Source organism: Marinomonas aquiplantarum (assembly GCF_003314975.1).
Lineage (GTDB): Bacteria > Pseudomonadota > Gammaproteobacteria > Pseudomonadales > Marinomonadaceae > Marinomonas > Marinomonas aquiplantarum.
The window spans coordinates 51299-64254 of sequence record NZ_QNRF01000005.1; the positions used below are offsets into that span (position 1 = coordinate 51299).

At 42.9% G+C, this 12956-nt stretch carries 20 protein-coding genes; 15 read left to right on the top strand and 5 right to left on the bottom strand.

Annotation, left to right across the window (positions count from 1 at the left end):
• Positions 1-146: 146 nt before the first annotated feature.
• Positions 147-794 carry a LexA family protein gene (locus DFP76_RS10300; protein WP_113874562.1) on the bottom strand — a complete coding sequence of 216 codons (648 nt, stop codon included), beginning with the start codon at positions 792-794 and terminating at the stop codon, positions 147-149.
• A gap of 115 nt (positions 795-909) precedes the next feature.
• Here DFP76_RS10300 and DFP76_RS10305 point away from each other — a divergent pair, with 115 nt between their 5' ends.
• Positions 910-1110: a YdaS family helix-turn-helix protein gene (locus DFP76_RS10305; protein WP_113874563.1), complete on the top strand. Its 201-nt coding sequence runs from the start codon at positions 910-912 to the stop codon at positions 1108-1110.
• 239 nt (positions 1111-1349) lie between these two features.
• On the opposite strand, the gene DFP76_RS10310 is transcribed toward DFP76_RS10305, so the two are convergent.
• Complete coding sequence (locus DFP76_RS10310) at positions 1350-1640, bottom strand: hypothetical protein (RefSeq protein WP_113874564.1); 291 nt, start codon at positions 1638-1640, stop codon at positions 1350-1352.
• 98 nt (positions 1641-1738) lie between these two features.
• On the opposite strand from DFP76_RS10310, the gene DFP76_RS10315 reads away from it, so the two are divergent.
• The 6 genes from DFP76_RS10315 to DFP76_RS10340 are packed head-to-tail and all read left to right on the top strand — an operon-like array spanning position 1739 to position 4124.
• Complete coding sequence (locus DFP76_RS10315; protein ID WP_113874565.1) at positions 1739-1990, top strand: hypothetical protein; 252 nt, start codon at positions 1739-1741, stop codon at positions 1988-1990.
• A 10-nt stretch (positions 1991-2000) separates the two neighbouring features.
• Entirely contained in the window at positions 2001-2444 is a 444-nt protein-coding gene (locus DFP76_RS10320) for a phage regulatory CII family protein (RefSeq protein WP_113874566.1), read from the top strand.
• A gap of 5 nt (positions 2445-2449) precedes the next feature.
• On the top strand, positions 2450-3190 hold the full coding sequence (locus tag DFP76_RS10325) for a helix-turn-helix domain-containing protein (protein WP_113874567.1): 741 nt from the start codon (positions 2450-2452) through the stop codon (positions 3188-3190).
• 9 nt (positions 3191-3199) lie between these two features.
• Entirely contained in the window at positions 3200-3553 is a 354-nt protein-coding gene (locus DFP76_RS10330; protein ID WP_113874568.1) for a hypothetical protein, read from the top strand.
• On the top strand, positions 3550-3798 hold the full coding sequence (locus tag DFP76_RS10335; RefSeq protein ID WP_113874569.1) for a hypothetical protein: 249 nt from the start codon (positions 3550-3552) through the stop codon (positions 3796-3798). Before DFP76_RS10330 ends, DFP76_RS10335 begins: the two co-directional genes overlap by 4 nt.
• 17 nt (positions 3799-3815) lie before the next feature.
• The gene (locus DFP76_RS10340; protein WP_113874570.1) at positions 3816-4124 is read left to right on the top strand and encodes a hypothetical protein; all 309 of its coding nucleotides are present in this window, start codon (positions 3816-3818) and stop codon (positions 4122-4124) included.
• Between the two features lie 7 nt (positions 4125-4131).
• Here the strand turns inward: DFP76_RS10340 and DFP76_RS10345 are convergent, their stop codons facing one another.
• Positions 4132-4395, bottom strand: coding sequence for a hypothetical protein (locus DFP76_RS10345; RefSeq protein WP_220150993.1), 264 nt, complete (start codon positions 4393-4395; stop codon positions 4132-4134).
• Positions 4396-4494: 99 nt separating this feature from the next.
• On the opposite strand from DFP76_RS10345, the gene DFP76_RS10350 reads away from it, so the two are divergent.
• From DFP76_RS10350 to DFP76_RS10360, 3 genes are all read left to right on the top strand, one after another.
• Positions 4495-5025, top strand: a complete 531-nt coding sequence (locus tag DFP76_RS10350; RefSeq protein ID WP_113874571.1) for a hypothetical protein — start codon at positions 4495-4497, stop codon at positions 5023-5025.
• On the top strand, positions 5022-6182 hold the full coding sequence (locus tag DFP76_RS10355; RefSeq protein WP_113874572.1) for a tyrosine-type recombinase/integrase: 1161 nt from the start codon (positions 5022-5024) through the stop codon (positions 6180-6182). The genes DFP76_RS10350 and DFP76_RS10355 overlap by 4 nt, the downstream gene beginning before the upstream one ends.
• 385 nt (positions 6183-6567) lie before the next feature.
• On the top strand, positions 6568-6888 hold the full coding sequence (locus DFP76_RS10360) for a type II toxin-antitoxin system RelE/ParE family toxin (protein WP_113874858.1): 321 nt from the start codon (positions 6568-6570) through the stop codon (positions 6886-6888).
• Positions 6889-6895: 7 nt separating this feature from the next.
• On the opposite strand, the gene DFP76_RS10365 is transcribed toward DFP76_RS10360, so the two are convergent.
• A complete protein-coding gene (locus tag DFP76_RS10365; protein WP_113874573.1) occupies positions 6896-7225 on the bottom strand; it encodes a helix-turn-helix domain-containing protein in 330 nt (109 codons plus the stop codon).
• Positions 7226-7615: 390 nt separating this feature from the next.
• Between DFP76_RS10365 and DFP76_RS10370 the strand changes: the two genes are divergently transcribed.
• Positions 7616-8185 (top strand): KilA-N domain-containing protein, encoded by a 570-nt coding sequence (locus DFP76_RS10370; RefSeq protein WP_113874574.1) that lies wholly within the window; start codon positions 7616-7618, stop codon positions 8183-8185.
• Positions 8186-8235: 50 nt separating this feature from the next.
• Here the strand turns inward: DFP76_RS10370 and DFP76_RS10375 are convergent, their stop codons facing one another.
• Complete coding sequence (locus DFP76_RS10375) at positions 8236-9324, bottom strand: PDDEXK-like family protein (RefSeq protein WP_113874575.1); 1089 nt, start codon at positions 9322-9324, stop codon at positions 8236-8238.
• Positions 9325-9523: 199 nt separating this feature from the next.
• Here DFP76_RS10375 and umuD point away from each other — a divergent pair, with 199 nt between their 5' ends.
• From umuD to DFP76_RS10395, 4 genes are all read left to right on the top strand, one after another.
• A complete protein-coding gene (gene umuD, locus DFP76_RS10380) occupies positions 9524-9973 on the top strand; it encodes a translesion error-prone DNA polymerase V autoproteolytic subunit (protein WP_113874576.1) in 450 nt (149 codons plus the stop codon).
• A 122-nt stretch (positions 9974-10095) separates the two neighbouring features.
• A complete protein-coding gene (locus DFP76_RS10385; protein WP_113874577.1) occupies positions 10096-10953 on the top strand; it encodes an endonuclease/exonuclease/phosphatase family protein in 858 nt (285 codons plus the stop codon).
• A gap of 440 nt (positions 10954-11393) precedes the next feature.
• Positions 11394-12335, top strand: coding sequence for an HNH endonuclease (locus tag DFP76_RS10390; RefSeq protein WP_113874578.1), 942 nt, complete (start codon positions 11394-11396; stop codon positions 12333-12335).
• 4 nt (positions 12336-12339) lie between these two features.
• The gene (locus DFP76_RS10395) at positions 12340-12924 is read left to right on the top strand and encodes a hypothetical protein (protein WP_113874579.1); all 585 of its coding nucleotides are present in this window, start codon (positions 12340-12342) and stop codon (positions 12922-12924) included.
• Positions 12925-12956 lie beyond the last annotated feature (32 nt).

Genomic DNA, 12956 nt, shown 5'->3' on the forward strand with positions numbered 1-12956 from the left:
TCCTATCCTTTTGGTTGTATTGATAGGATTAAATTACAACCATAAGTGGTTTTGTGTCAACACCTAAAAGTTGTAAAATTGTTTGTTTGATTGCTGAGCGCATAAAAAAGCCCGCTAATATGCGGGCTTTAGTGAGACAAAAAAAATTAAAATTTTACTTTTGCTTCGGTGACAACACCGACTATGCGGCAGTTTCCATTGATTTCAATTGATCGATATTCTGGATTCAGTGGTTTCAAATACTTATGGCCAGCATCAATAACAAGTTTTTTGAAAGTGACCTCATCAGTCCCTTCTAGCTTAGCTATAACTAGGCTGCCATTATCAGCTGCAATATTGGGATCGACTAGTATCAAATGACCTTCGGGGATGCTTTGGCCAGAGCTTGAAGTCATGCTATCGCCAACCACTTTTAACCAGAAAGCGTTTTCACTGGCCGAGCTAGGCGATTCTTGCCATTCGATATCATCACCTAAATCTCTGTAGTCTACAGCTTCGCCCCATGAACCTGCTTGCACGTGGCTTATAACAGGGAGCTTCTTAGAAGGAAAGCCAAATGGAGCAGATGTCACATTACTGGACGACTCGTCAGAGTTAGCGACAATTCCAAACTGAAGCCATTCTGGTGAGCACTCTAATGCATTTGATAATTCCAAAAGCTTTCTGGGGTTGTGTGTTCTCCCATCTTCAATTTTCTGAAGAGACTGTTGGCTAATGCCCACCACTTTTGCAAGTTCTGCTTGCGTAAGTTTTAAGTGTGTTCGCTGTTGTTTTACTCGTTCTGCAATTGTCATTTTAAACCAAGCATCATTTTACGTGTTAATCATAAATCCATATTTACAACTTTTAATGTATTTGACAAACAATAATATGTTGTTATTAAATACAACCAAAAGGTGTGGAGGATATATGTCTGCTATACAAAAAGCTGTAAATATTATTGGGACTCAAACAAAAGTCGCTCGATTAATTGGTGTTAAGCAAGCCCATGTTTGGAATTGGTTGCGTCTACACAAACGTGCTCCTGCTAAATACATTCGCCGCATATCAGAAGCGACAGAGGGAAAAGTGAGTGTTGATGAGCTTCTTCAAGACCATGAATCACTCTAATACTTAGTTTATTGCTCGATTTTTAAGCAAACCACGTTTGAATGAATCAGGAGAAAACAATGAGTGAACACAAAAGTAGAGCCAGAAAAATCCTTCCAGCGCCTGATATCACCAGTGTTGTTGGCGATATCAGTGAGCTTAAAAAGGCTTGTGATGTCGCTTTAGCGTCACTTGAGTATTCAAACTTACAAGGCACGCATTTTTATCAGCACCTTGTGAGTACGAAAGAGGCAACTGAATTAGTTCTTCAAGGACTTTCTTTTAACTACATAACGCCTCGTGTCTTCGATCACGTCTGGGATGGAATCCTCACCAAGAAAGACATTGCAATGAACCGTAGGGATTAGCTCGTTATTTATAAGGTCGTAGGTGACGGCTGCAACAATAAAGCCATCTGGTGCATCCAGTTCCCGCTCTTCTTCTGGAAGATTAATCACTTCTAAGAAGCGAGGTATGGGGCCTGAAACACCTGAGAGTCTTTTGGTGATGTGTTCGCTATCTCCGATTTTTTTAAGAAGCACAATATCCATACGCATTCCTTGCATGTGTAGTAACGGAATACTCAATTTAGAACATTACATACGTGGCTTCAAGTGAAGGGCACGTTTAGTTATTTCAGGAGAAAACAATGAGTAAGCATAAGTGCAGTTTAGGCGAAGTGCAGGAGTCTCTTTCTAAGTTAAGAGTGCAGCTTTGGGCAACCTCTGGTCATTTAAGTCATGCTGGTTTAAGTGAAACCCATGCATCTCGTCAATTAAACGCAACTGGCGAAATGCTTGATCAACTTCTTGAGCTGTTATCAAGGGTTCCCATTCCAACCGAAGTCTTCAATAACGAAGGCGTGGGAATGGCGACCGAAGTAGGGCATACGTCTAATTAAGGAGAAAACAATGGATCACATTGACCAAGCGATATACGACACAGTCCATAACTCTGGGATGGGGGCGAAAGCCATCGCGCCGCTGATGGGGGTAGGGCATCAGGTTCTGATCAATAAGGCCAACCCGCAATCAGAAACCCACAAGCTCACTTTGCGCGAGTCGGTCGCCTTGCAACTGATTACCGGCAATCATGCTATTCATCGTGCCATGGGTATTGAGCTGAGTGTTCAGGCGGAAGAACGAGGGCCTGTGTTGGGCATCTTAGAGTCGGCCTTTAAAGCGGGCAAAGAGCATGGCGATGTGGTTCAGGCGATTTATAAGTCGTTAGAAGACGGCCGAATGACGATGCGCGAGCAAGAGGAATGTCAGCGGGAAATCACTGAAGCCATTGAAGCGTTAATGCAGCTTCGTGAATCGGTGCTCAAACACAGTATGAAGCAAATGAAAGGTTAGCTGCCATGAGTATGGAATTAATGGTTAAGGCCATGAAAACCAAGGTAGGTAACCCACTTCGCAAACTTGTGCTTATTAAACTCGCTGATAATGCAAATGATCAGGGTGAGTGTTGGCCAAGTTATCAGTACATCGCAGATCAATGTGAAATTGGTAAGCGAACCGTGATCAGTCACATTGATTCATTAATAGAGTCTGGCTTGCTAACGAAAACCATTCGAAAAGGCGCCAAAGGAAATTCATCTAATGTTTATGTACTGAATCTTGACGCCAAGCCAGTAAACAATGGGGGTGCAAATGCTGCACCCCCTAGTGCAAATGTCGCACCCCCTAGTGCAAATGCTGCACCCCCTAGTGCAAATGCTGCACCAGGGGGGGGTGCAAATGCTGCACCCAGAACCAGTCACTTTCTTGAACCAGTCAAAGAACCAGTCAACTCTTTGGTCGTTCCGCCCAAACGCAAAAAATCAAAACGGGCTTCTGGCGTTCCCGATGAATTTCTCGTTGACCAGCGGATGCTCGATTGGCTAACCGAAAACCAAATCATCACCGACTGGCGAACCGAGACCAATAATTTCTTGGACCATCACCGAGCCAAGGGCTCAACCATGGCGGACTGGGTGGCCGCATGGCGAACGTGGATGCGCAATTCCATGAAGTTCGCCACAGGGCGACCGGCACCGCCGCACTCAGCCAAACAGCAAGTTCACGACAGTTTGTCGAATATCCACGATACCGACTGGTAGGAGCGAAGCATGTACGATTTGTTTGATGAATTCCCAACCCCAGACGCCGCGTATTTTGAGGCCGCCAACCACGCCCACGACCTAGCGCACTGGCAACCAAGCCACTGTGCCGTTTTCGAAGCGGGGCGGCGAGTTGGCTTTGCTAAGCTGCGTCGACGTGACACCGGAGCAGGCAAGCGAGCCTTCACCAAAATCTACCAAGACGTGTGCAAAGCGTGTTTGCGTGGTGAGCGATTCAAACGTGTTGTCATCGAAGCGCCCAGCTTTGGTGAACAACTGACAGAGCAAGAATTACTGCAACGCCGAGTGATCGGCCGTGAGCGGGTTGGTCAATTGAAAAGCTTGTTAAGGGCTACGACATGAGCACAGAAAACCTCATTCGATACCACTTTGACGATGGCTCTGAAATCACCGCGAGCTGGCGTGAAGCACCGCGTGACTGTAATTACATTTACTTTTTTAAGGGAGCCTACGCCTTCCTCAAAGTGAATGATCAAGGGTTATGGAAATTAGTGGATGTTGAGTTTCAAGAATGGGAGCAGATCACTAACCCCATTCGAATTACAGAGATTATGAAGAACGCTTACCCACGGCCTTCGGGGGTTTGAGAAATAGGAGCTAAGCAATGAAAAAGCAGAAATATAAACATTGGGAAAACACACCTAGCCAGCGATTTGTAAAGTGGTTATGGAATCGCTTTGGCGTGGCAGATCGCATGCATCTAATTGCCGCAGCGATGCACGCAAGAATGGAGCAGGGAAGTTTAATGAACAAAGTGGAAAAATTGGAAAGGGAGCTTGAAAAGGAAAAGATCAAGCACCCTAATTTAGAGATTACGGCAGAAGAAATCGAAAAAATAGAGCATCAACGGCTTAGGGCTTACCTATGGCGAACCCAGCGCCGCTTTTGGAAAAAAGAAGATACTCGGGAATAGGTTGCCGTTAATCCTCTTCGAATATGAACTCCCAGCCATGTTTCTCTTCTTTCAACAAAAATTCTAAGTCGTCGAAAGAAAGGTGGCGAGCCGTGGCTGGGGTCCAGTGAAATTTCTGGACTAAATAGAAGTGAATAGCGTCTAAGCCTTTGTGTGCTTTGTAGTTTTCACGTTTTGCGATTGCATCGCCGAAAGCTTCTATTTGGAAGTGTTTTTCTGCTTGAGCTTCATGACGGAATTGCATTTTGCGGGACTCGGTTGCTGATCTCATAAATATCATCCTTTGACGTTATGTGAAGTAACAATCTAACCAAAATAGTAACAAGGTTTCAAACCACTCAACCACGTTTTAAATAGGAACAAAAAAACCATGCGCTGGCTAGACCGGGACAAACCAAACACACTGGGCGCGCTAGGATGGCGGATCATCAATGACCAAATTACCTACCTGACCGCCAGCTCAGCTGATGCAGGTTGGACAGGCGTGGGCAACACAGGGCGCATTTGTGAATCTCTACAAACGGGCGTGGTGCCAAGCTTTCAGGGCGGTGGGGAAAGCAACGCCGCCATGATGCGACAAATCCGCATGCTGTCAGCCAAAGACAAAGGCTTTGCTTGGTTGTTTGCTGACTTATCCCGCATGCAAAAGCTTTGCTTATTCGCTGCGGTGTTGGCCGAAGGACGCAAAACCACACAAGGCAAACCGCTAAGCAACGCGCGCATTGCCGCTAGCTTGCCCGTCTTTTCTGCCGAGCTGCGCATTGGCCCAGCACACAAAAGCATGAGTGAAAAGACCTTCGCCAACAACGTAGCAGAAGGGCGCAAACGCTTTATCAAACGGCTTGAAAAAGAGCTGATCAGCCTAGTAAGGAACAAGCAAACCACCAAGGCCATTGCATGACCAAACGCTCTGCCAAAACCATCACAGATGCTTCCATCCGAGCCGCCCTAAAGAGCAACAAAACCTACCTATACGACACCCGCCGCGTGGAGTTTTACATCAACGCCGCGCGCACCGGTGGCACTTTTTACGACGTGGTCTACAAAGGCAAAAAGCGCCAGCGTACCAAGCTCGCCAAGTGGCCAGCGGTGACCGCGAAAACACTCTTTGCTGAACTTCCTGCCATACGTGCCAATGCGTTGGCTGATCGGCAAGCCAGCCTCACCGTTGCCACCTACCAAACCGGCGGCGAAGTCTTACTCTGGTTCATGCAGCACATAGACGCCGACAAAACCTACTCAGAGTCCTACGTGGCCACCGCGTCCAGCTACATTGGTAACCACTTACTCGCCGTACTTCATGACTACCGCATTAGCGACATCAACAAAGCCTTGCTGTACAAACAGCTCTACATGCCCATGCAAAAGGACTACGCGCTGTCTACCATAAAAGGTGTGCTGGGCACCTTAAAAACCGCCTTTACCCGCGCCAGCGAACTTGGCCTGATCAGCACCAACCCCACCAAACACATCACTTTCAGCAGTTTTACCACCACCCAGCCAGACAGCAAGCCCGGTAAACTCAAACCGCACGACTTGCCCAACCTAGTGGCCGCCATAAACCGACAGCCTCACATGAAGCGCGTTTTCTTCATGACCCAATTACTCCACGGCACTCGCATAGGCGAAACCTGCCTCGCCAAATGGTCGCATTTTTCCTCCAACATGTTGGAATGGTACCTGCCCGCCGAGAACACCAAAAACGGCAACGAACACCGCTTGCCCATCACCCAACAGGCCATGGACCTCATCGCCAGTTTGCCCAAGCAAAGCGACTATGTATTCAGCGCCAACGGCACCAGCCCAATCGCCAAGCGCACCGTAGAACGCTGGTACCAAAGCCTGAGCGACGACGTGGGCATTAAGTTCACCAGTCACGACATACGCAAACTCGCCCGCGACTGCTGGCAAGACATGGGCATCGACTGGGTAATAGGGGAAATGCTACTCAACCACGAACGGGACGGACTGGACAAACGCTACATGCACACCCATTCCAGAGAACAGATGCGCAAAGCGTTGGGGGAGTGGGGGAGGAATATGATTTTAAGAGAATAGATTAATGTTAAAGCTAATAAATTAATAGATTAATGGTCTTATTATTAAGGCTATTAAGTTAATATTTTAGTGTGTTGATGGATTAATATTAAAGCTAATAAGTTAATATTTTAATGGTCTTGTTATTAAGGCTATTAAATTAATAGATTAATATTAAAGCTAATAGCTTAATAGATTGATGTTAAATGAAGTGAAGTTGGTTTTTTAATATTATTAATTAAAATAATGTATTGAAATCAATGGCTTGTGTTTTATTTTTTTGTTAAATGGTTAATTTTGTGTAAGATTTAATTAAAAGTTTTTTTAATATCATTGCGGATTTTTTGTTTTGAATGTATTATTTTAGAAATAATATTTTGGATTTATATTGTGTGAGGTCAGAGGATTGAAATCTTTTAAATTCATTAACGAAGCAGCAAAAAAAGAGTTCAAAAAGTTACCTAAAGAAATTCAGGTGGAATTTGGTGCCAGTATCAATGCAGTTCAACAAGGAGAGGATCCGCTTACCGATTTTGAGCACATAGGTAAAAGTGTTGGTAAAGGCGCGATAGAGCTAAAAATAAATGGCAGTCCAGCATTTAGATCTATCTACTGTGCGAAATATAACGATACAGTATACATATTACACTCCTTCTCGAAAACGACTAATGGAGTGGATAAGAAAGCTATGAAGACTGCCAAAGAGCGCTACAAGTTAATTAATTAAGCGCTACTTATGCAGCGCTTAATTCTTTGGTTGTGCATTTGAATGTAACAGTTTTATCTTTCTTGATTTTCATGGAAGGCTTGATTTGGTAGCCAACTTTAGCCAAAAATCGAATCAGCTTGTCTGCCGAAAATTTAGATACCTTCCCACTGGTAAGCTCACTGACTCTTGGTTGTGGTATATCAAGTGCTTCCATAATATCAGCCGTGGTCCATTCTTGAGCTTTGAAATAATTTCTGAGCACTAGCACCATGTCTGCACGGAACTCAAGGTCAGCAGCTTCTGCTGGATCATCTACAATGGCTTCGAATATGTTGGAGTAATGTAATTTTTCCATAGTGGTAACCTACTAGTCATAAGATACAAATTATACAAAATTTTGTATAATTTGTATCTTAGATTCTATTGACATAGCCGTCAATAATTAAGATTAATTTATTTAAATTTATCGAGAGATTGACCCCTCCTAAATCCTGATCTACTATTTCCCTGCACTGGCAAAATCCAGTGTCGGGATTGAGACCCCGTTTTACAACAGCGGCCTAGAACACGCTCCGCGTGTTTTTTTGTGGCCGAGATTCGCCTGTTATGGTGGGTCTTTGTTTGGGCAGCATTCGTGCTGGCCGTTACCTGTTGGCGGTAGTCTCAACCTGAACTTAGATCCACCACCTTAATTGAGATTGAGACCTTTGTTATGGTGGTCAATGATGACAACAGGAGGCCATAGATGGCTCACTTAATGATTGCTTCAAAAGACATCCGTACACTCGACGGATTGTATTCCCTTAATGATCTTCATAAAGCGGCTGGAAGTGAAAGACGACATTTGCCAGCACAGTTTCTTAGAAATAATCAAACCCGAGAGTTAATAGATGAAATTGAAAACTATGCTAATTCGCATAGTTTAGTAATAAAGAAAACTCAGGGGAGAAATGGCGGTACCTATGTCTGCAAAGAACTGGTATACGCTTACGCCATGTGGATCAGCCCGAAGTTCAACCTAGAAGTCATCCGCGCCTTCGACCAATCCCAAACAGAACAACCGCCAGAACCCACCCAACAAAGCCTACCCAATCCCATCCAAGACGACGAAAAACTCAAACTCATTAACGACGTGGCCAAATCTTTAGGCATTATCGAAAGCATCGCCGTCGTCTCCGCCACCGACATCATGGACATGGTCCAAACCATCCGAAACTACCAACAACTCGCCAAAATCCAAACCAACCCCGCATGGGTCGACCAAACCATCGAACGCATCAAAAACGCCACAGGAAAGCACTTCGGGGAGGGTTAGAACAGAGAAGGACAAGGGGCGAAAGCCCCTTGGTTATTTGTGTTTTTAGGTCATCTTTTTTCAAAGCTATCCATGAGCTTTAATTTCTCGACTAATTTTTTTAGAATTTCTTTTCTATCGAAGTCTTCAAGATACGTTCTATAGCATCTAAAAGTGTTTTTTAGCTCATTCCATGGAGCAATATCACAATCATTCGTATTTAAGATGCTGTCTGCATGATTGCGATCTTCTTCATTTACTATGTTACCGGCATAACAAGATATACGGTAACGGTTTTCATTATCCTCTGAAGACCCAAAAGATAGGGCAATATCTGAGTTTGAAATCCATGATTGGTAAGCAAACCTCATTACTGGAGAGCCGTCCCAATTGTCTGCTTTGACGTTAATTATAACGCCTAACTCAGTACTTAACTGAATTTGTAGTTGCTCTTGAAATGCTTTTAATGATTGATCTTGTAATTGTTGAGCTTCTCTAAATCGAGATAAGTTGGCTATAACATAGTCAATGTTTTCTTCAGGGTAAGAGGAAGTACTCATTATACTCTCCAGATGTAATAGAAATTCACGTAGCAGAACCGTCCACTTATTGAGTGGTTGCTTAAAAAAATACTCAGCGAGTCTGTGCTTGATCGAGTCGATAAGACGTGGGTAACTAATACCGATCCATTTATCGAAGTCGGTTGGTGTTGCTCCTGAAGGAGAAAGGACAATGAAAATAGCTTCTTTATTCTTAAAGCGCTTTTCTTCGTTTTTAGTGAAATGGTTTTGATAGTCATCAAACGGGTTATTTTGTTCATGAAAAATCTTGTTTTCGATTATCATTACCCAGTCTTTACCTTCAAAAATCAAGTCTATACGTTTGTTAGACGATGTTATTACTTCTCTTTCTGGCGGTGTTGATAATGAGCAGCTAATCGATTGAAGTTTCTCTGGCAATATATCGACAAGAGCCTCTAGCACTAGTGAACCCAAACCATGTTCGCCATTGTTATTGCAGAAAAATGCTAAAATATCTGTGGTTGGGTTTTCATAATATCCACGACTACCGATGCTGAAAATAGTGGCCTCTGGTGTATTTGGTTTCGGTAATTGTCTTAATGTATCTAAAAAGCTTTGTATCTGTTGCAGTGTCGACATACTTTGTCCTTTTGAAATGCCGTAATTGTTTTATCCTGTTGCTGGTCACTTACACAAGTTGTCAAGATAGCATAAATTATTTGACCTCATTTCATTTCCTGTCGAAAAGCAGGAAATCTTTACTGTAACAAAAATTTACTTGGTCATTCCCGCTACTTAAAATTATGCTGTATATTTATACAGTATTTTGGTGTTAATCATGCGTGTGACTTATCTTGGTGTGTCTGAGTCGGCAGCGTTTATCGCGGCCAATAGTGTGCGAATCCCGCTTTATGGCGATTCTGTGTCGGCGGGTTTTCCATCACCGGCGCAAGATTTTGTTGAGAAAACGTTGGATTTGAATGATTTGTGTATTGCCGATCCAAATGCCACTTTCTTTGTACGAGTGAGTGGCGATTCTATGAAAGAGGCAGCTATTTTTCATGATGATGTGTTGGTGGTTGACCGGTCTCTCACGGCCAAGCATGGGGACGTTGTGATTGCATGCATTCATGGTGAAATCACGGTGAAGACGCTTGAGCTGAAACCGAATGTGTTGCTTCGCCCGAAGAACAAGGCTTACAAGGCGATTCCCATTACGGAGGAATCAGGCTTGGAGATAATGGGCGTGGTGACTTGTGTGGTGCGCAATGTGGCGCGTGGTGTTTAGTGTGTACGATTTTTGTACATTTTTATTGGAATAAGCCATGTTTCATTGATAAGGTAATTTTGAGGCTCAAGGCGTAACGGGTCCGATCTGATGATTTTTAATTTAAAGATGGGAGTTTAAGGATGAAGACGTTTGTTACTGCTTTATTGTTGGTGTTTGTTACTGGCTGTAATTCGCAGAGTATGCAAGGTGGCGAGCGCTCAGGCGGTGGGGGAAGCGACCTTTTTTCGTTTAGTAAGGAGAATGTTGGCGCCATTCGCGTTATTGGCTACAACGTGGAAGGTGGTTATAAGAGTGAGGCCAGTGTGGATACTGTCGTAGAAAATATGACTACGATTGGGTATGCGGATATTTGGGCTTTGTCTGAGGTTACGGTCAGTTGGGAAGACGAGTTGTTGGATGCGGTTGGGGATGAATTTACTGCCATTTCTACCAATGGCGCTATTGATACAACTGATACTCTGATGCTTTTGATTGATACCGGTAAGTTTCGTTTGTTGTCGACTGATGAGTTGTTGGGTTTGAAAATTCATCGTTATTCGCGACCACCTTTGGTTGCCACGCTTGAGGATTTGTCTTCTGGAAAGATTTTCCAGATTATGGTTAACCATTTGGAAAGGGGAAATGAAGAAGGCCGCCATACTCAAGCTAAGAAGCTGAATGCTTATGCGAGTGGTGTTTCTTTGCCTATTATCGCTATGGGTGATTATAACTTTGATTGGGATCTTAACCCTGGTAGTGATTATCGCGATGCGGGTTATGACTACATGACGAAAAATGGTGTTTTTAGTTGGGTTAAGCCTGTGAATATGATCAAAACCAGTTGCTCTCCAGGCTATAACAGCATTTTAGATTTTGCGTTTGTTACGTCGGATGTTGGTGAAGCGGCTTCGGATATTTTGCTTCGAGATGCAGAATATTGTGAAGATGATGAAAGCAAGCCTGATCATAGACCTGTTGAGTTATTGTTTAGTCTTTAATGCGATTTAAAAGCCACCTTCGGGTGGTTTTTTGCTATTGGCAGTGTAAGGAGGGGTGGAAGTGGAGATTCTCTTTTTTATAGTCGTTGTGATTTTGGTTGTCTCTTTTATGGGCAATTCTAATAAATCTAAAGGTTCCAAGCAATCCAATGTAAGCATAAAAAAAACACCTTGTACTTATTGTGGTATGACTGGAAAGGTAGAGGAAGTTTATACCGAACGTGATAATCATTTGAGTGGGGCAAGGATGGTTGAAAAACGGCGTACAGTTACGTGTCCAAACTGTCTTGGTAAAGGGCATCATTGAAGTATTAGTAAAATCTAAGCCACCTTCGGGTGGTTTTTTTGTGTTTGATGGATTTGGTTGGCTGGTCATCATAGCGTTGGGGAGATCTACAAGTTAATGTATATACTATGTGTTTTTATGTTTTGAGGGATCTATGGCTTATTACTGGGTGAATTTAGGAGATACATTTAAAGAAGTGCTTAAAGGTGAATTTTTGTGGGCGCCAGCGCATAGCTTCACTTCAAAGGGCAATAAAACCGTTAAGGCTGGCTGGAAAGCTGTGCCTAATGTGGTTAAGGGAGATATCATTTTTTGTTATTGGAAAGGTAATATAATTTACACAGCAATAGCCAAAATGGATGCATATGAGTCAATTAAGCCCTCTGCAGCAGTTTTTTCTAAATGGCCAATGGATGGTTACAAAATTGATGTGGACCTTCTTGAACTTGATCATATGGTTTCTATCGATTCATTTAGAGATACCATTTACGATCTATATAATGACTACTGCGTTCCTAAGCTTTTAAATTCAGTTAAAAAGGTTTCTGAGAACTATATGATCTCAATACCTGATAGTGCTGCAAATATAATTCTCCAGGAGCTTGGTGATGCTGTTTTTGATTTAGAGTTTAAAGCTCAGAAATATAGTCCTAATCTTTTCGCAAAAAAGGAAACAAAGACTAAAAAGTCGGTTGATCGGACCGTGAAAGAATCCATTGTGAAGTCAAGAGTTGGTCAAGGGCAATTTCGTAAAGATGTTTTAGCTTTGTGGGATAACACTTGCCCTGTTACTGATATCAAGATGCCATCACTTTTAGTTGCTTCACATATCAATCCATGGAATTCCTCTAATAATGAAGAAAGATTAGATGCTTACAATGGGTTACCTTTGTCTCCATCAATCGATAAGCTGTTTGATAAAGGCTATGTGTCGTTTAGCAATGATGGTCATTTACTTAAAAGCGATAAAATAGACGATACGTCGCTTAGATTATTGGGGATTGACCCTGAAATGAAAATAAGTGGTCTGACTGAAAAGCACGCTTATTACCTTGCAAAACATAGAGAACTATTCAAGTTCGAAGCAAAGGATTAGGTTGATGGAAAATTTTGATTTCATTACTTTTGTTGTTTCGGCAACCATAGCTGCGGTAGGGGTTTTTGTAGCGTTCCTGGTTTGGCTTCAAAGTCGAAAAGACGCAAAGCTGGCAAAAGAAACGGCAGAATTTACAAGAAAAACAACTGAAGAGGCGGCTAAGCATGCAAAAGAAACCGCGGTGATGTCTGTGAAACCTCACTTATCAATTGTGTCATATAGAGACCAACCAAAATTTACTGCCACACTGGAAAATAATGGCTTAGGGCCAGCAATGATTAACAGTTTTGATGTTTATCTTGATGGGGAATTGGCTTCGGGTAATGAGAGTCATCATGCTTTAGAGGTTGCTATTCAGGAGCTTGATTTAAAAATATCTGATTTTTCGAGTGAATATCTTACTTCTGGTTATGCATTTAGACCAGCTAGTGACGTTGTGCTCATGGAAATCGTATTAAATGAAAATATTACTCAGGCTCCGGATCACATACTAGCTGAGTTAAATAGAATTGATTTTGTTATTGGATATTCTGATATCTTTGGCAATGCTCAAGAGCCATACGATAAACGTGGCAAGCGTAAGTTTTGATAAAAATTAGTCGTACATGAACCACCTTCAGG